The 19,679-nt window shown below is 61.4% G+C and carries 14 protein-coding genes and 1 pseudogene; 10 read left to right on the plus strand and 5 right to left on the minus strand.

Annotated features, from left to right (window positions below; genetic code table 11):
* Window positions 1-57 precede the first annotated feature (57 nt).
* Together GKZ68_RS03285 and GKZ68_RS03290 are read right to left on the minus strand one after the other, a co-directional pair.
* Window positions 58-1,050 carry a hypothetical protein gene (locus GKZ68_RS03285; protein WP_173110689.1) on the minus strand — a complete coding sequence of 331 codons (993 nt, stop codon included), beginning with the start codon at window positions 1,048-1,050 and terminating at the stop codon, window positions 58-60.
* A gap of 20 nt (window positions 1,051-1,070) precedes the next feature.
* Complete coding sequence (locus GKZ68_RS03290; protein ID WP_173110691.1) at window positions 1,071-1,733, minus strand: hypothetical protein; 663 nt, start codon at window positions 1,731-1,733, stop codon at window positions 1,071-1,073.
* A gap of 758 nt (window positions 1,734-2,491) precedes the next feature.
* Here GKZ68_RS03290 and GKZ68_RS03295 point away from each other — a divergent pair.
* The 6 genes from GKZ68_RS03295 (at window position 2,492) to GKZ68_RS03320 (ending at window position 13,853) form a co-directional block, all read left to right on the plus strand.
* On the plus strand, window positions 2,492-3,805 hold the full coding sequence (locus GKZ68_RS03295) for an MFS transporter (RefSeq protein ID WP_173110692.1): 1,314 nt from the start codon (window positions 2,492-2,494) through the stop codon (window positions 3,803-3,805).
* A 322-nt stretch (window positions 3,806-4,127) separates the two neighbouring features.
* Window positions 4,128-4,721, plus strand: a complete 594-nt coding sequence (locus tag GKZ68_RS03300) for a phosphonate degradation HD-domain oxygenase (protein ID WP_173110694.1) — start codon at window positions 4,128-4,130, stop codon at window positions 4,719-4,721.
* A 44-nt stretch (window positions 4,722-4,765) separates the two neighbouring features.
* The gene (locus GKZ68_RS03305; protein ID WP_173110696.1) at window positions 4,766-8,062 is read left to right on the plus strand and encodes a carboxypeptidase-like regulatory domain-containing protein; all 3,297 of its coding nucleotides are present in this window, start codon (window positions 4,766-4,768) and stop codon (window positions 8,060-8,062) included.
* Between the two features lie 20 nt (window positions 8,063-8,082).
* Complete coding sequence (locus GKZ68_RS03310; protein WP_173110698.1) at window positions 8,083-9,666, plus strand: SusD/RagB family nutrient-binding outer membrane lipoprotein; 1,584 nt, start codon at window positions 8,083-8,085, stop codon at window positions 9,664-9,666.
* 153 nt (window positions 9,667-9,819) lie between these two features.
* Window positions 9,820-12,564, plus strand: a complete 2,745-nt coding sequence (locus GKZ68_RS03315) for a phosphoesterase (RefSeq protein ID WP_254244141.1) — start codon at window positions 9,820-9,822, stop codon at window positions 12,562-12,564.
* A gap of 20 nt (window positions 12,565-12,584) precedes the next feature.
* Window positions 12,585-13,853 carry an alkaline phosphatase family protein gene (locus tag GKZ68_RS03320; protein WP_173110702.1) on the plus strand — a complete coding sequence of 423 codons (1,269 nt, stop codon included), beginning with the start codon at window positions 12,585-12,587 and terminating at the stop codon, window positions 13,851-13,853.
* Here GKZ68_RS03320 and GKZ68_RS03325 read toward each other — a convergent pair.
* Window positions 13,850-14,587, minus strand: coding sequence for an HAD family hydrolase (locus tag GKZ68_RS03325; protein ID WP_173110704.1), 738 nt, complete (start codon window positions 14,585-14,587; stop codon window positions 13,850-13,852). The two genes, GKZ68_RS03320 and GKZ68_RS03325, sit on opposite strands and share 4 nt — an antisense overlap.
* 115 nt (window positions 14,588-14,702) lie before the next feature.
* On the opposite strand from GKZ68_RS03325, the gene GKZ68_RS03330 reads away from it, so the two are divergent.
* Together GKZ68_RS03330 and GKZ68_RS03335 are read left to right on the plus strand one after the other, a co-directional pair.
* Entirely contained in the window at window positions 14,703-15,278 is a 576-nt protein-coding gene (locus GKZ68_RS03330; protein WP_173110706.1) for a helix-turn-helix domain-containing protein, read from the plus strand.
* A gap of 136 nt (window positions 15,279-15,414) precedes the next feature.
* A complete protein-coding gene (locus tag GKZ68_RS03335) occupies window positions 15,415-16,572 on the plus strand; it encodes a TIGR03364 family FAD-dependent oxidoreductase (protein ID WP_173110708.1) in 1,158 nt (385 codons plus the stop codon).
* A 549-nt stretch (window positions 16,573-17,121) separates the two neighbouring features.
* On the opposite strand, the gene GKZ68_RS03340 is transcribed toward GKZ68_RS03335, so the two are convergent.
* The gene (locus GKZ68_RS03340; RefSeq protein ID WP_173110710.1) at window positions 17,122-17,547 is read right to left on the minus strand and encodes a helix-turn-helix domain-containing protein; all 426 of its coding nucleotides are present in this window, start codon (window positions 17,545-17,547) and stop codon (window positions 17,122-17,124) included.
* Between the two features lie 208 nt (window positions 17,548-17,755).
* Here GKZ68_RS03340 and GKZ68_RS03345 point away from each other — a divergent pair.
* Both GKZ68_RS03345 and GKZ68_RS03350 read left to right on the plus strand, forming a co-directional pair.
* A pseudogene (locus GKZ68_RS03345) lies at window positions 17,756-18,441 on the plus strand (IS5 family transposase).
* A gap of 82 nt (window positions 18,442-18,523) precedes the next feature.
* Entirely contained in the window at window positions 18,524-19,288 is a 765-nt protein-coding gene (locus tag GKZ68_RS03350) for an SDR family oxidoreductase (protein ID WP_173110712.1), read from the plus strand.
* A 51-nt stretch (window positions 19,289-19,339) separates the two neighbouring features.
* On the opposite strand, the gene GKZ68_RS03355 is transcribed toward GKZ68_RS03350, so the two are convergent.
* Complete coding sequence (locus GKZ68_RS03355; protein ID WP_254244142.1) at window positions 19,340-19,630, minus strand: helix-turn-helix domain-containing protein; 291 nt, start codon at window positions 19,628-19,630, stop codon at window positions 19,340-19,342.
* Window positions 19,631-19,679 lie beyond the last annotated feature (49 nt).

A 19,679-nucleotide genomic window follows, 5' to 3' on the forward strand; every position in this document is an offset into this window, starting at 1 on the left:
CATCGTATCAGGGGTGCTTACAGCAACACCACAATCAGCAGCAGCGCCAGGCAGCCACTAATCAAGCAGGCTAGAATAGGCATCATCGGAGCGTTTTTTAGTGGCGGCTACCGACGTAGCAACCGGGGTTTTATCGTTGGTTAGCAAGGCGTTGAAATCGCCCTTCTGGTAGCGGTCGAGCAGGCGCTGGCCTTTCTCGCTCATCACGCCGTTCTGGATGTCCATCTCCTTCACGAACTCCTGCGAGTAGCGCATGGCCTGCTTGATTTGGCCGAGTTGTTGGGCCATATCCTGGGCCACGCGGTCGGTGGCGAGGTCGAAGAAGTACTTCTTGTCGGGGTCGCCGCGCAGGATGTTCATGGCGGCGCGCATGCCCGAGCTGGTGCGTTTCACGAGCTCATACTCGTCTTTCAGCAGGCCGACTTTGAACTTGCTGCCGTCAATCTGGCGTAGGGCGGCTTTGAGAATCTGGCGCATCACCACGCTCACGTTGGCTGTCGTCGTCGCCATCGGCTGCAGGCGCTGGTTGTAGTCCAGAATCTGGGCGGCGCGGCTGGCGTAGGCTTCGGCGGCGTCTTTCTCGCCCTGGCGGGTGGCCGAGTCGGCCAGGGCCAGGTATTCCTTCATCTGGGTGTCGTTGGCGGCGAGCTTGCGCTTCACCAACTCGTGGGCACCCTCGATGTGGCCGATTTCGCCTTCCATCTGGCGGGCTTCCTTCTCGGTGTTCGAGATATAATCCTCCATGATGCCGATGGGGTCGGTGTTTACGAAAATGCCCGCCGCCGTGCGCAGAATGCGCTGCCCGGCGTACCACAGCCCGGCCTGAATGCGCTTATTAGTCATCAGCAAAAAGAGCACGAACAGCGTCCCCAGCCCGATGCCCAGCTTCACGCTATTGAACACAATGTCAACGAGGTAGGGCACGATTTTGCCCCAGTAGTACACGCCGGCACCCACGGCACCGCCCAGCACCACCCAGCCGGCTACTTTTTCGGGCTGCTGCCACTTGGGCAGGGTGGAGTTGAGTTCGGGAGAAAGCAAGGTTTTCATGTCTCAGAAAGGGTTGTTGGTTACTTGATTAAGAAGGACTTGGTAGCTTGCTGATGGGCTTGCAGCTCGGCCATGGCCGCCGCGTGGGCCAGCTCGTAGGAGGCTAGCGCGGCCTGAGTTTTGGTGCTTTCCTGCTGCAGCTGCTGCTGGGTGTCGCTGAGCTGTTGGCTCTTGTCGGTGAGCTGCTGGGTGAGGCTAGCCACGGCCTGCTGCAGCCGGGCCTCCTGCTCGCGGAGCTGGGCCAGCGCGCCGGGTGGGCCTTGTAGCGGCACGGCCTCGCCCATTTTCTCGCGGTGGCGGGCCTGCACCTTGGCCCGGTCGTCGGTCAGCTTCCGGGTCAGGTCGTCGGCCGAGGTGAGCAGGCTAGCCAGGTCGGTGCCGGTCACGGCCGCGAAGGCGTTGAAGGCCGTTTGGTAGAGCAGCGGGCCGCTGAGGCCGCTGGCCGCCAGGCTCTTCACCATCTTGGTGAAGGCGCCGAAGTCGCGGCCGTCGCCGGCCAGCAGCTGGGCAATGTGGTCGAGGTGGCGCTGCTCGGGCTGGCTCACGCCGGGCGGCAGGCTAGCCAGCGGCTGGGCCGGGGCTACCGGCACGGCGGGCGCCGGGGCCGCGCCGGCCGGGGCTTCGCCGTCGGGCTCGACGAAAAAGTCTTTGGCGGCTTTCGCCAGGTTATCCAGAATGGCCATGTCGGTAGGGGCTAGTAGGTGAGGGATGCCTACCTATTGCCAAGACCAGTGCCGATTCGGTGAAGGAGAAAAATTATTTTTGTAAACGCCTTATTATCAAAATTATAAACAAAAAATTACTGCTCAGTACCAAGCCGAATGAATTGATATTTTTTCAAAATGGAAAGCTGTTTTGCGAAAAGAAAAAACAAAGCGCCGCTGCTGGCTGGGCTGGCGGCGACCGCGATTACAAGCCTGGCTAGCTGGGGAGGCTGCGCTATTGACGCCTAGTGCGCTACTTCTGGCCGGACCGTAATTGGGTGAAAGTCAAGAAGCTACGGCACACGCACTGCACGGCTGCGCCTGCGCAACTGCGGCAGGAAGATGCAATAGCTGCCCTCTCCCACGAGCGGTATAGCTTGACAGGACTGGCGCTCGGCATCGGCCCAACTATGGCCATCACCCTAGTAATCGAAACGGCGACTTCTGTTCCGGCGGTGGCCGGCTTCCCAGCCGCTCTTGATTGGCGGTGGCAATTATTTACACCCCCAAAGGCCCTTATTGCAACGGTGGTTACCGCAGGATTTTGTTGCCTGTAATTAAACAAAGTATTCACCTTTGTCAACAAATAAGTAACCTAGCCGCAATACTGGCTTTTTATCCGGCGGGCACCTTTGTAGCTCATTAACCCTAGCGCAACAAGCGCTGGCCGGCCAGTACCGGTTGTGACCAGCAGTCGAATAGCACTGGCTCGGGAATGACTCCTTACTGCTTTAAACATGCTCGCTACCCAGCCCCGGACCACCTTGCAACGCTGGCAACTGCGCACGGCGGCCAGCTTATTTGTGGGCTACAGCGCGTATTACCTGTGCCGCTCCAACCTGGCTGTGGTCGCTCCGCTGCTCATCCGCGAGTTTGGGAGCCGGGGCCTGAACAAGGAAGTGCTGGGGCAGATTGCCTCCGTGGGCGTGCTGTTTTACGCGGCGGGCAAGGTGGTTAACGGCGTACTGGGCGACTTTCTGGGGGGGAAGAAGGCTTTTCTGCTGGGCATGGTGGGGGCGGTGGCCGCCACCGTAGTCTTCGGCCTGGGCCAGGGGGCCGGGGTGTTTTTTGCCGCGTGGGCCGCCAACCGACTGGTGCAGTCGATGGGCTGGGCCGGGCTAGTGAAGACGACGGCCAACTGGTTTTCGTACCGCGCCTACGGTCGCATCATGGGGCTGCTGAGTTTGAGCTACCTGGTGGGCGATATTGCGGCCAAGCTGGTGCTGGGGCACCTGCTGGCGCTGGGCGTGGGCTGGCGGGGCTTATTTATGACGGCGGCGGCCCTGCTGGCCGGCGTAGCGCTGGCCAACTGGCTGAGCCTGCGCGGCAGTCCGGCCGAGGTAGGACTGCCGGTGCCGGCGGCCAGCCCGGTCAGCCTGTTTGCCAGCCCCGAGGCGGTGGCCGGCCCGCCTGCTTCGCTGGGCAGCCTGCTGCGGCCCTACTTCCGCAGCCCGGCTTTTTTATTGATGCTGGTGCTCTCGTTTGGCCTCACGGCGCTGCGCGAGGCATTCAGCTTCTGGGTGCCCACCTACCTGGTGGAGGCCGCTCACCTGTCGGAGAGCGCCGCCTCGCAGTATAGTGCCCTCTACTCGGTATTCGGGATGGTATCCATTCTGGGGGCGGGCTACCTGTCCGATGCCTGGCTGCGGGGGCAGCGCGGGCCGCTCATTGTGGCCGCCTGCCTGGGACTGGTGCCCGTGCTGCTGGCCATGACCCGGCCCGCCACGGGTAGCCTGGGGCCTTTGCTGCTCATCTCGCTGGTGGGGCTGCTGCTGCTGGGGCCGTATTCTTTCCTGGCCGGGGCCATGTCGCTCGATTTTGGCGGGCAGCAGGGCGCCGCCACGGCCTCGGGCTTCGTCGATGCCGTGGGCTACGTGGGGGGCACGGGCGCTCTGTGGCTTACCGGGGTGCTGGCCCAGCGCCAGGGGTGGGGCCACGCCTTTTGGGCGCTGGCCGGGCTAGCCGGGGCCACGGCCGGGGCAGCGCTGGTTTTTTACCGCACCCAGGAGCGCCGGCCGGCATTTGCGGCCGGGGTGCCGGCCGAGGAGTAAGGCTAGTAGCGGGCTGTTTACTCATATGAAAAATTAGGTAGCGATTAGGTAACAATTTGATGAATCAGCGGGGCTTGCTGTGTGCCAGCCAGCCCGGAACTTTGTCAACATAAAGTAGGACTATTTCCAAGCCCCTGGTTGGTTATCAGCCGTTCGTCTATCCTTCTTCGACCTCGCCCAGCGGCTGTTGCCCACGCCTGGGGATGTCCGCACGCTGGCCAGCACTGCCCGAAGACAGGTTTTAGCACAATGCTAGCCCTTGCCACCTTTCATGGCGTGGCCAGCAGCTGGCTCGGCCTTGTCTTTTTTAAATCCTTTGAAAATGGCATTATCAGTTAAAAACCAGCAGGCAGTTGTGGCGGAAATTTTCGCCCTCTACCAAAGCCGGGGCCACGCCGACTACATCGGCGAGCCGGTGTCGCAGCTGGAACATATGTGGCAGGCCGCCGCGCTGGCCGAAGCGGCGGGCGCCGACGACGAGGTAGTGCTGGCGGCCTTTTTTCACGACCTCGGCCACCTGTGCGCAGTAGATACCGAGCTGCCCTCGATGGATGGCTTCGGGGCTATCAATCATGAAAAACTGGGGGCTGAATACTTGCGGGAGCGGGGCTTTTCGGAGCGGGTGGCCCGGCTGGTTGAAAGCCACGTGCAGGCCAAGCGCTACCTCACCTATAAGTACCCCAGCTACCGGCAGCAACTCTCGGAAGCTAGCCAGGCCACGCTCATTTTTCAGGGCGGCGTGATGAGCGCGGCCGAAGCGGCAGCTTTTGAGCAGGACCCCGACAGCGACCAGATACTGCAGCTGCGGCAGTGGGACGAGCAGGCCAAGGAGGCGCAGCGGCCCGTGGGTAGCCTCACCCACCTAAAAGCGCTGGCCCTGCGGCACTTGCTGAGCCAGGAGCCGCTGCCTGCCTAGCCCCGGCCTTTTAATCTTTCTCTCCTTCCCCTTCTTTTTAAATTATGAAAAACAGTTACAAACAGTTGGCCGTGCTGGCACTGCTGGGGCTGGCGCCCCGGCTAAGCCTGGCCCAAAGTGCGCTGCTGGGTGGGGTGGTGACGGACGACGCCAAGCAGCCCCTGCCCGGCGTGACGGTGCTGGTAAAAGGCACCACCCGAGGCACTACTACCGGCAGCGACGGCCGCTTTACCATCGAGGCCAAACCGGGCGAGGTACTCGAATTCCGCATGATTGGCTCGACCACGCAGGACGTGCCGGTGGGCGAGCAGCGCGCGCTGACGGTAGCCCTGCACACCGACCTCAAGTCGCTCGATGAAGTAGTCGTGACGGCCTTGGGCGTGAGCAAGGAAACCCGCAAAATCGGCTACGCGGTGCAGCAGGTAAACGGCGAGGACTTGGTGCGGGCCCGCGACCCCAACCCCATCACCGGCCTCGTGGGCAAGGTGGCGGGCCTCTCGGTCGGCCCCTCGGCCGAGCTGCTGCGCGCGCCTAACGTGTCGCTGCGCGGCAATACGGTGTCGCTCTACGTGGTCGACGGCTTTCCCATCGACACCGATACCTGGAACATCAGCCCCGATGACATCGAAACCTATACCGTACTGAAGGGGCCGGCCGCCGCCGCCCTCTACGGCAACCGGGCGCAGTTCGGCGCCATTCTCATCACCACCAAAAAGGGAAATAAGAACAAGAAGGGCTTCACGGTGGAGCTCAACAGCAGCAACGTGATTCAGTCGGGTTTTCTGGCATTTCCGCGCGTGCAGGACTCGTACGGGCCGGGCGAAAATACCTTCTACACCTTCGTGGATGGCAAGGGCGGCGCGCCCGGCGGCGTAGACGGTGACTACGACGTGTGGGGGCCGTACTTCAACGGCCAGCTCATTCCGCAGTACGACTCGCCGGTGGTGAACGGCGTGCGCCAGGGTACGCCCTGGGTGGCGCGCGGCGCCAACAACCTCCAGCATTTCCTGCGCACGGGCTTCCAGACGAACAACAACGTCTCGCTCAGCGCCAACGGCGACAACTACACCACGCGCTTCTCGGTGTCGCAGCAGAAGCAGAACAGCTACATCCCGAACAACGGCGTCAACATCGTCAACTTCAACATGTACGGCTCGTTCAACCCGAGCCCGCGCTTTAAGATTGAGGCGAACCTGAACTTCAACCGCCAGTTCACGGACAACTTTCCGGACGTGGACTACGGGCCCAACAGCCTAATTTACAGCTCAGTGGTGTGGACCGGGGCCGACTGGGACGTGAACGCGCCCGACATCCGGGGTATCTGGCAGCCGGGCAAGGTGGGTACGCAGTCGGTATTTGCCGAGTACCAGCGCTACCACAACCCCTGGCTGATGGTGGAGAAGTGGACCCGCGGCCACTACAAGAACGACACCTACGGCTACCTCACCGGCAACTTCAAGATTGACGAGCATCTGAATGCCACCCTGCGCACCCAAATCAGCACCTACAACCTGCTGCGTACTGAGAAAATGCCGTTCTCGGCGCACCCCTACGGCCGCGAGGGCAACCAGGGCGACTACCGCGAAGACCGCCGCAACCTGTTCGACAACAACGCGGAAGGCTTCCTGAACTTCAACTATGATATTGGAGCGCAGAAATTTCTGAACCTGAGCGGCCTAGTGGGCGGCAACGTGCGCAACTTCACCTACAACTCGAACTGGACCTCGACCGACTACCTGAACGTGCCGGAAGTGTACGCCTTCAGCAACTCGCAAAACCCGGTGCAGAGCACGAGCTTCAACTCGCAGATGCGGGTGCTGAGCGCCTACTACTCGCTCGATGCCTCGCTGGGCCGCTTCGCGACCCTTTCTACCACGGGCCGCATTGACCGCTCGTCGGCCTTCCAGACGCCGACCACTTACTACTACCCTAGCCTGTCGCTGGCCACGGTGGTATCTGATTACGTGACGCTACCGCGCGCTATTTCTTTCCTGAAGCTGCGCGGCTCGTACGCCAACATTCGCACCGACGCCACGTCGCCCACCATCGGGCCTGCACCGTTCAACTCCATCACCGCCTTCGGGGGCAGCACTTTGGCTAACAGCCCTGATTCGGACCCTCTATTTTATAATCCTCTCGGTTACGGTAATACCTACGCTTCTCCCTATAACGGACCTAGTTATTCGCTGCAATCATTTTATTCTACAAGCAAGCCCTACAACAACCAGACGGCAGGCTATGGGACAAATAACTTGTTCGCAGCCAATTTAAAAACTAGTACTCGCGTCAATTATGAGGAAGGGCTCGACATCAAATTTCTGCAAAACCGGCTAGGCCTGAGTGCTACTGCTTTTCAGTACATTGATGGACCACAAATTCTACGCAATCCTCTATCAGCTGCCACAGGTTACACTATAGAGTATATTAATGCGCTGAAAACCAAGAAAACGGGCTACGAGCTGAGTCTCACGGGCACGCCGGTGCAGAATGCTAACGGCTTCGGATGGGATATATTAGTGAATTGGTCAACGTTTAAGGAGATTTATAAAGAACTACCGCCTGACCAGGAGTTTTATCGGACTTTTTTCCGTGTAGGCGACCGCACCGATAAGTTCTACGGCACGGCCTTCGTGCGCAACGCCGCCGGGCAAATTGTCAACGACGCGGCCGGCAAGCCCCTCGCCAACCCCGTGCCGCAGTACCTGGGCAACCTCAACAACGACTACCAGTGGAGCATCTACAACAAGTTCCATTACAAGACCGTGAGCCTGGGCTTTCAGTTTGACGGTGCGGTGGGCGGCGTGACTACCGACTACATGTTCAACAAAACCATGCGCGGCGGCCGCAACGCCCTCACGGCCGAAGGGGCCCTGGGCGATGCCCGCTACAAGGACTGGCAGAACTACGGCGTGACCGGCTACAAAGGCTCCTATGTAGGTGAGGGGGTAGTAATCTCCAACGGCGGCAAGATTAACTACGACTCGCAGACGGGCGCCATTCTAAACCCGGAGGCCTTGCAGTACGCGCCCAACACGCAGGTGGCGTTCGTGCAGGACTATGCAAGTAAATACTACGGCATCCAGGAATCTAACCTGATGAGTAAGACATATGCCAAGCTGCGCGAAGTCACCATCACTTACGACCTGCCCCGCACGCTGCTTGCCAACTCCTTTATTCAGCGGGTATCGGTATCGCTGATTGGGCGCAACCTGCTCTACTTCTACGGCGACAAGCGCTTCAAGGACGTGGACCTGGACCAGTACAACTCCGCCGTCAGCGTGACGGGCCTGCAGTCGCCCACCGTGCGCAGCTACGGCCTGAACCTGAACGCTACCTTCTAACCGCCCAGCCGCTTTTTAGCATGAAAAATATCGTCAAAACCGGCGGGCTGCTCATCGGGCTAGCCTTGGCCACCACCAGCTGCAATAAGACGCTCGACGAGTTGACCCTCAACGAGAACAAGCCCAATAATGTACCGGCCGCCCTGCTCTTCACCGGCATTCTCAATGACGCCTACGAAGCGCCCAACGGCCAGTACGAGGCCTGGGACCAGTACTACCTCAACAACTACGACTACTACGGCAACAACCGCTACGACTTTGGCAGCGGCACCGTGTACTACACCACCCTCAAAAATGTGGGCCTGATGGAGCAGCAGGCGCTGGCCGCCGGCTCGCCCGCCGTGAACCCTTACGAGGCGCTGGGCAACTTCTTCCGGGCCTACCTCTACACCCGCATGAGCCTGGAAATGGGCGACATTCCGCAGAGCCAGGCTTTGCAGGGGCTCGCTGCCCTCACGCCGGCCTACGACCCGCAGAAGGCGGTGTTTGTGCAGGCGTTCAAGTGGCTGGAAAGCGCCAACGCCGACCTGACGACCCTCATTGCCGGCGGCACCACCACGCTTAGCGGCGATATCTACTTTGGCGGCGACCTGCGCAAGTGGCAAAAGGTGGTGAACACCCTGCGCGTGCGCCTGCTGCTGAATTTGAGCAAGAAAAACGGTGATGCGGACCTGAACATCGCCGGGCAGTTTGCCAGCATCGTGGGCAATCCCACCAAGTACCCGCTCATGACCAGCAGCGCCGACAACATGCAGTATACCTACGTGGCGGCCACCAACAACTTCTACCCCAACAACAGCCGCAACTTCGGCCAGGACGGCTCGCGCAAAAATATGTCGGCCACTTACGTGGGGCTGCTCACCAGCCTGCAGGACCCGCGCGTGTTTGCCACCAGTGAGCCGGCCCGCGACTTGGTTGATAACAAGAAGCAGAGCCCGACCGACTTCGCCTCCTTCGTGGGCGCCGACCCCGGCCTCGACCTGGGCGTAATGTACGTGAATGCCGGCCTGCAGCAGTATTCCTTTCTGAACCGCAAGCGCTACTTCTCGACCCTCACCGGCGAGCCCACCATTCAGATTGGCTACCCCGAGTTGGCCTTCAACATCGCCGAGGGCATCAACCGCGGCTGGCTAACGGGTGCCAGCGCCGAAACGTACTACACGGCCGGGATTCAGGCCTCGATGGCCTTCTACGGCCTGCCCACCAGCGGCACGTACACGGCGTATTTCTACCGCCCCGGCTCCACGGACGTGACAGCCAGCTCGAACTACGACACCTACAACATCCCCGTAAATTACGCCACGTACTACGCGCAGCCCGGCGTGAAATATGCCGGCGGCAGCACCGGTCTGACCCAGATTTTGCAGCAGAAATACTTGGCGTTGTTCCGCCACTCGGGCCTGGAGGCGTACTACAACTACCGCCGCACCGGCGTGCCGAACTTTACCACCGGCCCCGGCACCGGCAACGGTGGCCGCATCGCGCTGCGCTTCAAATACCCCACCTCGGAGCGCACGGCCAACACGGCCAACTACCAGGCCGCGCTGGCTAGCCAGTACGGCGGCAACGACGACATCAACGGCGTGATGTACGTGCTGAAATAAGCCCTGGCCGGCCGGCGGCTAGGGGTGGCCAGCCGCCGCCGGCCAGGCACTACTACACACTACTACTCTTTCACCCGGCCACCGCGTACTCCGTGGTGGCTGGTTTTTTTAGCCACGCTCATGCCCCGTCACTTCTGTTTATTTCTTTTGGTCATGCTCGGGCTTAGCCTGCGGGCCGGGGCCCAAACTAAGGCCCCGGCCCGCCCCGGTACTCCGGCCGGGGCGGCCATGCTGCTGCAAGTGCCCGGCACGCAGGAGTTTTGTAAAATCGACGAAAAGGGCCGCTCGGTGCTGCCCAGTGGGCGCTACGTGACGCCGGCCGGGCAACTAGTACGCATTACCCACGACCCGATGGGCTTGGCCCTGAGCCCCGACGGCAAGACGGCCGTGACGCTGCACAACGGCGTATTCACGCGCCTCGACCTGGCTAGCCTGGCGGCGGTGCGCGTGCCGAGCTACGACAAGCAGCTCAAATCACCGCTTTCGAAAGGCTCGTTTCTGGGCGTCGCCTTTGCGGCCGACTCCAAGCGGGTATACCTAAGCGGCGGCGACAACGGCGCGGTTATCGTCTACGACCTGGAGCGGATGCAGCGCCTCGATTCCATCTCCTTGAACGGGCCGGTAAGCGGGCAGACCTTCGTCGATAGCTTTACCTCGGACCTAGTGCTAAACGAGGCCGGCCACGAGCTGCTGGTGCTCGACCGGGGCAACTTTCGCCTAGTGCGCCTCGACCTGACTACCCGCCAGGTGACGGCCAGCATTCCGGTGGGCCGGCAGCCCTTCGGCCTGGCGCTGAGCCCCGACCACCGCACGGCCCTGGTGGCCAACGTGGGCATGTACGCCTACCCCCTCATCCCAGGGGCAACGCCTAAAAATGCCGATTCGTTGATGATTACGCGGCATCCCTACGGCAATAACACGCCCGAATCCATCAACGGCACCACGGTGGAAGGCCGGCCGATTCCGGGCCTGGGCAGCCCCAATGCGCCCGACGCCATGAGCGTCTTTGCCGTGGATTTAGCCACCAATAAGGTGGTTGATAAATTCAAAACCGGCCACTTGCTGGGCGAGATGATGGAGGATGCCGAGGTGGTAGGCGGGGCTAGCCCCAACTCGCTGGCCGTGGGCCGCCAGTACGCCTACGTCACCAATGCCACCAACGACAACATCACGGTCATTGACTACCAACACCATAAGCTGCTGGGCGACATTCCGATTAGAGTAGACCCGCGCCTGGACCACTACCGGGGCCTGCTGCCCTTCGGCCTGACGCTGAGCGCCGACGAAAAAACGCTTTACGTGGCCCTGCTGGGCTTCAATGCCGTGGCCGTGGTAGACGTGGCCAGCCGCACCACGCGGGGGCTGATTCCGACCGGCTGGGGCCCGGCGCGGGTGCGCCTCGCGGCTGATGAACGGACGCTCTACATCACTTCGTGCCGAGGCCTGGGTGCGGGTCCCAACGGCGGGGCGGGTTTCGTGGCGCCGCCCCAGGGCACCTACATCGGCGATATTCAGCTCGGTAGCTTCCAGAAAGTGCCGGTGCCCGACGCCGCGCAGCTGGCTACTTATACGAGGCAGGTGCTGGCTAACACCTTCGTGGCCACGCCGCTAGCCACCCCTACCTCATCCAAGGCCAAAACTGCCCCCAACCCGCTGCCGGCCCTGCCCGGCCGCACGCCTACCCCGATTAAGTACATCGTCTACATTACCAAGGAAAATCGCACTTACGACGAGGTGCTGGGCCAGCTGCGCGAAGCCCGGGGCGACAGTGCCCTGGCCCGGTTAGGGGTCAACTGCGAGTACACCCTGCCCGCCGGGCAGCGCGGCCAGTTTCCGCACCTGCGGGTGGCGCCCAATCACCGCCGGGTGGCCCGGCAGTTCGCGTTTTCGGATAACTACTACTGCGATTCCGACGCTTCCATCCATGGCCACCACTGGATGCTGGGCGTGATTCCCAACGAATGGGTCGAGGCTAATTCCAACGTGAGTAAAACGGCCAAAATCTTCTCACCCGCCCCCGGCCGGCGCTTTCCCGGCTCGACGGGCAGCATGGACCCCGAGGACTACGCCGAAATCGGCGGCCTGTGGGAGGCGTTGGCGCGGCGGCACGTACCCTTCTATAACTTCGGGCAGGGCAACGAAACGGCTCACAACCGCGAGGCCTGGCGCGACACGGCCACCGGCTCGGGCCACCTGGTGATGGTGCCCATGCAGCAGGCGCTGTACACGCGCACCAGCCACGATTACGCGGGCTTCAATACCAACATTCCCGACCAGTTCCGGGCCATGCAGTTCGAGCGCGAGTTCACCAAAAAGTGGCTCACGGGGCAGGCCAAGATGCCCGCGCTCGTGACCGTGCAGCTGCCCAACGACCACGGCGCCGGGGTGCGCCCCGCCGACGGCTACCCGTACCCGCAGTCGTTCATGGCCGATAACGACCTGGCCCTGGGCCGGATGCTGCACTTTTTGTCGCGCACGCCCTACTGGAAAAACATGCTCGTCATCGTGACCGAGGATGACCCGCAGGGCGGCGTCGACCACGTCGATGCCCACCGCTCGCTGCTCCTGCTGGCCGGGCCCTACGTCAAAAAAGGCTACGTGAGCCACACCCACGCCAACTTCGGCGCCGTGCTGAAGACGATTTACAACCTCCTCAACGTGCCCTACGTGAACCAGTACGACGCCACGGGTACGCTCCTGCAGGACTTCTTTACCAGCCAGCCCGATTTCCGGCCCTACTCGCTGGAAAAGAGCGATGTGCGCATTTTCGACCCGCAGGTGGCCATGCGCCGCTACGGCAAAGCCATCGACTGGCGCAAGGTGGAAAAAGGCCCCGAAATGGACGACGAGGATGAGGCCCGCGAAGCTCACTACCGCCAGCAAAAGAAGACCAAGTAACCCGCCCTACCCCCCCCCCCATGAAAAACCAAATATTCTTGCTGCTCAGCCTGCTAGGGTGGCACCTGACCCTGGCCCAGCCGCCGGGCCGGGCCCGCAAGGTGGTGTTTATCATTGCCGATGGCATTCCGGCCGACGTGCTGGAAAAAGCCAATACCCCGACCATCAAAAAGCTGATAGCAAGCGGCACCTACCTGCGCGCCCACGTGGGCGGCGCGAAAGGCACCTATACCCAGACGCCCACCATCTCGGCGCCCGGCTACAACGACCTGCTCACCGGTACCTGGGGCTACAAGCACAACGTGTGGGACAACGCCATTAAGGCCCCTAACTATCACTACCCCACCATTTTTCGTCTACTCAAAGACGCCCGGCCCGCCAGCAAAATCGCCATCTTTTCGACCTGGCGCGACAACCGTACTAAGCTCGTGGGCGAGGGATTGCCGGCCGCCGGTAATTTGCGCTTTGACTACCAGGCCGATGGCTACGAGCTGGATACCGTCGCGTTTCCGCACGATAAGCAAAGCCTCTACACCCACGCCATCGATGACAAGGTAGTGGCCGAAGCCGCTGCCTGCCTGCGCGAACATGGCCCTGACCTGTCGTGGATTTACTTGGAGCATACCGATGACATGGGCCACCGCCACGGCGACAGCGAGGAGCAGCGGCGCGCCGTGGGCTACGTCGATGCCCAGGTAGGCCGCATCTGGGCCACGCTGCGCGAGCGCATGAAAACCCAGCCTGAAGACTGGCTGCTGGTGCTCACCACCGACCACGGCCGCGATGCCCAGACCGGCCGCAACCACGGCGGCCAGTCAGACCGCGAGCGCACTACCTGGCTGGTCCTCAACGATAAAAACGTGAATACCTACGCCCGTCGCGCGCCGGTAGCGATAGTGGACGTGCTGCCCACTATCGCTAGCTTTATGCAGTTGCCCCTACCCCCTGCCACCCAGCGCGAGCTGGACGGAGTGCCGCTCATCGGGCCCGTATCGCTGGTCGCACCGCACGTAGCCGCGGCCAGCGACAGCCTGCGCATAACGTGGACGGCCCTGGCCAGCCAGCCGGAAAACGTAAAGGTGTGGGCCACTAAAACTAACAACTTCAAAACCGGCGGTACGGATGACTACGAGCTGCTGGGCACTTTGCCGCTAGCCCGGCAGCGCTTGGCCCTGAGCCGGGCGGCCTACCCCGCTGCGTTTTACAAAATCGTGCTCGAAGGCGCCCACAACACCGTCAACACTTGGCTAATGCCCGCCGGCCCGCCCCCGCCCGGCGGCACCGACTAGGCCGGCACCAGCTCGGCTTGCAGTTGTCGGTGGAACTCGGTGAGCGACGAAAACAGACCGTCATTGGGGTAGGCCGCCAGTTGCTGCGCCGAGTGGGTGCCGTTGGTGAGGCCCAGGCTGCGGGCGCAGCCCGCGCGCCGGCCCGATTCCAGGTCTGAGGGCGTATCGCCAATATTCCAGACTCGCCGCGGGTCGGTGATTCCTAAGATTTGCATGGCCTGGTGAATCATGAGCGGGGCGGGGCGGCCCTCGGCTACTTCGTCGCTAGCAATGGAGAAGTCAATAAGTGACTGGTTGCTGCCCCGGCGCTGCGCATCGAGACCTACGTGCCAGCCCAGCCGGCGCAAAATCAGGTCGGTCACCTCGCGGTAAAAGCCCGTAGTGAGGGCAATGCGGATACCCTGGCTTTTGAGAAAAGTAAACAAGTCGAGGCAGCCCTCGGTGGGCAGCACGTCGGCCGTGCGGTAGTGGCTTTCCAGAATAGCTCGAAACACCCGGTACGAGTGGTCTACCTGGGCAATTAGCTCGGTTTCGGGGGCGCCAGGCCCCAGCTGCTCTCGCCAGAGTAGGTCAAAGACGAAGCGCTTGGCCTGGCCCTGCACGGCCAGAATGCGTGCCGCGGAGGCCCGCAGGCCCGTGGCGGCGGCGGCCTGGGCAAAGCAGGCTTCTACCTCGTGCTGGTCGCGCACGGTGGTGCCGGCCATGTCGAATACCAGGAGTTGCAAAGGGAGCATGAGTAAGGAACTTATAGTGTTAACTAATATGCAACAAAAATAGAAGCCGCCTTCCCTAGTTCGTTCAGCAGATACCTCAACTTTACGTTACGTTTTTCGTCCCCAACTTGCCCGCATGAAGCACGACAAGCTGAGTTTAATCGGCCTCCGCATCCTGGAAATGCGCAAAGCAAAAAAGATGAGCCTGCGCGAGCTAGCCAAGCGCAGCGGCCTCTCGGCGGGCTTGCTCTCTAAAATCGAGAATTTTCGCACGGTTCCGTCGCTGTCGGTGCTGGTTGAAATCGCCAACTCACTGGAGGTAGATGTTTCGACGCTGGTCAAGAACATCAACGGCGAAGCGGCCGCGCCCTACCTGCTGGTGCGCGCTGAGGCGGGCCGCCCCGAAAAGCGCGACGACTCCAAAGGTTTGCTTTATAACTACCTGCTCTCGCAGGACCTGGCCAGCTATACCCTGCGCGTCAACGAGGTCATTATTAATCCCGACACCTATCGCAAGCCGCTTTCAACCAATGCCTTGGAGCTGGTGCACGTGCTGGAAGGCACCGTGCGCTACGGCTTTAAGGACGAGGAGGTGACGCTGGGGAAGGGCGACACGCTGTACTTCGACGGCCTGCTGGCGCACTCGGTGCGCAACGATACGGCCGGGCGCGTCCGGCTCTTCAAAGTGTACCTGCTGCGCCAGGCCGAGTAGCCGGCAGGGCCGGCCTAGGCATTAGGCAGCCGGCGCCGAGCGGACAGAAATAATGAACTAATAACAAGGAGCCGAGTTTCCTATTAGGCAACAATGGGTAGATTTGCCGGGCCGGGGCAAGCAGCCGGCGTTCGTCATGGAAAACGCGTTCGACTTGATTGTAGTGGGGGCCGGGGCCCTGGGAGCTTTTCACGCCTATTTTGCTCTGCAGCGCGGCCTGAACGTGCTGGTGCTGGAGAAAGACGCCCGCCCCGTGGAGGCAACCGTGCGCAATTTTGGCCAGATTATTACCTCCGGCATGGCCGAGGGCGAATGGTTCGACTACGCCCGCGTGAGCCTCGAAACGTACCAGAAGATTCAGGCCGAGTGCGACATTTCCATCCGGCGCAACGGCTCCCTCTACCTGGCCTCGACCGAGCTGGAACTCCAGGTACTGGCCGAAAAGCACGCCCGCTACGCGGCCCTGGGGTATCCGTCGCGGCTGCTCACGGCGGCCGAGTGCCAACAGCGCCTGCCGGCGGTGCGGGCCAGCTACTGCGTGGGCGGCCTGCTGTTTGAGCAGGAGGTCACGGCCGAGCCCGACCTGCTGATTCACCGTCTGCTAGCCTACCTCACCGAGCGCTGGCACCTCGACTACCGCCCGGCCACGCCGGTGCTGGCCGTCACGGCCAACTCGGCCGGCTGCGAGGTAGTGGATGCGCGCGGCCAGCGCTACCGGGCGGCCCAGGTGCTTGTGTGCACCGGCCGCGACTGCCAGTTTTTATTCCCAGAAATCTTCGCGCAGAGCGACCTGCAACTTTGTAAGCTCCAGATGCTGGCCACCTACCCGCTGCCCCAGGTGCAGCTACCGGGCTCGGTGCTTACGGGCCTGAGCATCCGGCGCTACCCCGCGTTTCGCGACTGCCCCTCGTTTGCCCAGCTACTAACCGAGCCCGTGCCGGCTGCCTTGCAGCAGTGGGGTATTCACCTGCTTTTCAAGCAAGCGCTGGATGGCTCCATTATCATCGGCGACACGCACGAATACGCTAGCCTGGCCGACGCGGCTACCCTGGATTTCAATAATTCGGACGAGCTTAATCAGCTGATGCTCGGCGAAGCCCGGCGCATACTTGACCTACCCGACTGGCGCATTCAGCGCACCTGGAACGGTTATTATACGCAGTCTAAATCGGGGGAAATATTTCAGCATTCGCCCGACCCGCGCATTCACCTTATCACCGGCATTGGGGGCAAAGGCATGACATCGGCCTGCGGCTTTGCCGCCCACAACGTGGCCCGCCTGGCGCTGGGGTAAGATGGTTGCAAGCAGAATTTGCCGTGGTCTGGTTGTGTCGGCGGCCTCTTGGGCGTGGGGCACGTGTTGAGTATCACGTAGTCGCCTAAGCGCGTGAAGGCTGCCAGCCTGTTAGCCCTGGTCGGCGCCGGGCAGCTGCTGATGGCCTTGCTCCTCGACCAGCCGTTGCGGGTGGCTAGGGCTCACCCGCAACGGCTGGTCCCTTTCTAAACTAATCGGAGCAGTGCTCTGGTTGGCGGCGCTTGGTTGATAAACAGACCTTGAAGCTGTATGAGAAGTGGGACAGCGAGCGATAACAAGCGGATAGCCGGCGAAAAGCCGGTAGCCCGTACCACCCGCTGACCCCGTAGCGGCTCCAAGAGGCGCAAAATGTGCGGATGCGGCGCTCGTTGAACCTGGTTATCCGGGCTCGGCCCCGCAGCGGCAGCAGCATGTCGAACCAGTAGGCGTACCCTCTCTCCGCACCAAGTGGACTAGCTGGCTATTCCAGCGGCGCCCGTGAATAAACCTAGCCAGTTTGCGCCGGGTGAAGCGTACGCAGTGCCGGGTTTATAGCGGCGCGGGCAGCGCAGCGGCACGGGCCAACTCTTGGTACTTGCGGATGGTGCCGGCCTGGTCCTGGCGCAATTCCAGCATCAAGGCCGTATCAGCGACGTGGGCGCAGTGCTTATGGCCCCACAGAATAAATTCTCCCAGCAGCGGGGCCAGGTCCAGCCCTTTCTCGGTAAGGCGGTAGATAAACTTCGATTTTTTATCGGCCGCCACGGCCTTGGTCACAATACCCTGGCACTCCAGCAAGGCTAGCCGGTCGGCCAGAATGTTGGTAGCCATTTTTTCTTCGGATTGGGCAAACTCCCCGTAAGAAGACTTGCCAATGAATAGCAAGTCCCTCATAATCAGAAGGGTCCACTTGTCGCCCAGAATGTCGAGCGAAGAGCTTAGGGCGCAGGCCGAGCGCTGTTTGGGCGATTTCATCACGCGAAAATAAATTTACTTGCAATTTGCAAGTTTAATAGTCTACCTTTGCACTTGCAAAAAGCAAGTAAATATACGCACTGCTTACTCTCGCATCCCGCGCTAGGTTGTACGGACAATTATCTTTGCGTTCGTGAGCAATCTGGATGAAATCAGTGACCGTGCTTGGACCGCTTTGGCCCCACATTTATCGGGCAAAGCGGGCGACGTGGGCCGAACAGGCGTCGATAACCGACTCTTTCTCAACGCCGTGTTCTGGGTGGCGCGCCACGGCTGCGCCTGGCGTGCACTGCCGGCCCGCTTTGGCAAACACGACACGTTGCGCAAACGCAGCCGGCGCTGGGCCCAAAAAGGCATTTGGCAACGCTTGTTCGAAGCCGTGCAGGAACCAGACCTGGATTGGGTGATGCTTGATTCGACCGTGGTGCGGGCCCACGCGCAGGCGGCGGGCAGCCGAAAAAAAGCCGCGTCGGCGACGAAGCCCTCGGCCGCAGCCGCGGCGGGCTGACGACCAAAATCCACGCCCTCGTCGACGCGCTGGGTAACCCGTTGCGCGTGGTGCTCGGTCCCGGCCAGCAAGCCGATTGTCGACGCGTAGCGGAACTGCTGCCGGCCGCTGAGGGTACCAGCAACGTGCTGGCAGACAAAGCCTACGATACGGACGCCGTACTCGCCAGCGTGGCCGCCCTCGGTGCCCAAGCGGTGATTCCCAGCAAAAAGAACCGCCTCGTCCAACGCGTGATTGACCGAAATCTGTACCGCGACCGCAACAAAGTCGAGCGCTTTTTTAGTCGCCTCAAGCAGTTTCGCCGGCTGGCCACGCGCTATGATAAAACGGCCAGCAGCTTCTTAGGAATGGTGCATTTCATCTCAGCACTCTTGTGGCTTCGCTAATTGTCCGTGCAACCTAGCCTTGAGGCCAGGCGCTTTACCCGAGGGGGCGTTATCCACCGCCCCACTCATTCATTTTTACCCCATGAAACTACAAGGCAAGGTAGCCGTCATCACCGGCGGCAACAGTGGCATTGGCTTCGGCATTGCCCAAGAATTTAAAAAAGAAGGGGCCAAAGGGGCCATCGTCGGCCGCAACCGGGAAACGCTGGATGCCGCAGCTCAGGAATTGGGCGACGATTTCATCGCTCTCCAGGGCGACGTGACCCAGCTCGCAGATTTAGAGCGCGTGTTCCGGGCCGTGGCCGACCGGTTTGGCAAGCTCGACACGCTGGTCGTGAGCGCGGGCGGGGCAATCGGCGTGGGCACGGCTGCCTCGGTGGCTAGCTCCTCGGAAGACGACTTTCAGCGGGCGGTGGACCTGAACCTGAAAAGCGTCTTCTTCACGGTGCAGAAGGCCTTGCCGCACCTCAAAGATGGCGCGTCCATCGTGCTGGTGGCGTCCAATTCGGCGCACCAGGGGTCGGCGGGGCTAGCGGCCTACTCGGCGGCCAAGGCCGGCGTTATCTCCTTCGCTCGTTCGTTTTCCCTGGATTTGCTCGAGCGCAACATCCGCGTCAACGTGCTCAGCCCTGGCTCTACCGACACGCCGGTGTTCGGCAAATTTGGGCTGCCGGCCGAGGTCGCCGCCCAGGTCAAGGCCGGCTTCGTCGAGTCGATTCCGCTCAAGCGCATCGGGCAGCCCCGCGAGATGGGCCGGGTCGCGGTGTTTTTAGCGTCAGACGATTCCTCTTTCATGCTGGGCAGTGAGGTGCTGGCCGACGGCGGTTCCTCCATGCGCTACGCGTGAGGCTGGGTCGGCCGGGGGGAAGTTACGTGGCGGTATAAATGCCCCCAAAAGCTAGTTTCCGAATATCTGTTGGCGATGCGCGATGCCCCACTCCGTCAGGTTATCAATGATGGTCTTGAGCGTTTTGCCGTGCTCCGTCAGCTCATACTGTACTGTTATGGGCTGGGTGTCCAGCACCGTGCGCTTGACCAGCTGATTGATTTCCAGCTCTTTCAATTCCTTGCTCAGCATTTTATTGGAAATTCCCTCTATATCAGCCAGCATATCCGAAAACCGCCGCTTGCTGTAGCAGCAAATCGAGGAGATGATGACGATTTTCCACTTGCCGTTCAGCACGTCCATGGAATCCTGGACGGCCCGCATGGTCCGTTTATTTTCTGTGAACTGCTGG

Source organism: Hymenobacter sp. BRD128, assembly GCF_013256625.1.
In the GTDB taxonomy this organism is placed as follows: domain Bacteria; phylum Bacteroidota; class Bacteroidia; order Cytophagales; family Hymenobacteraceae; genus Hymenobacter.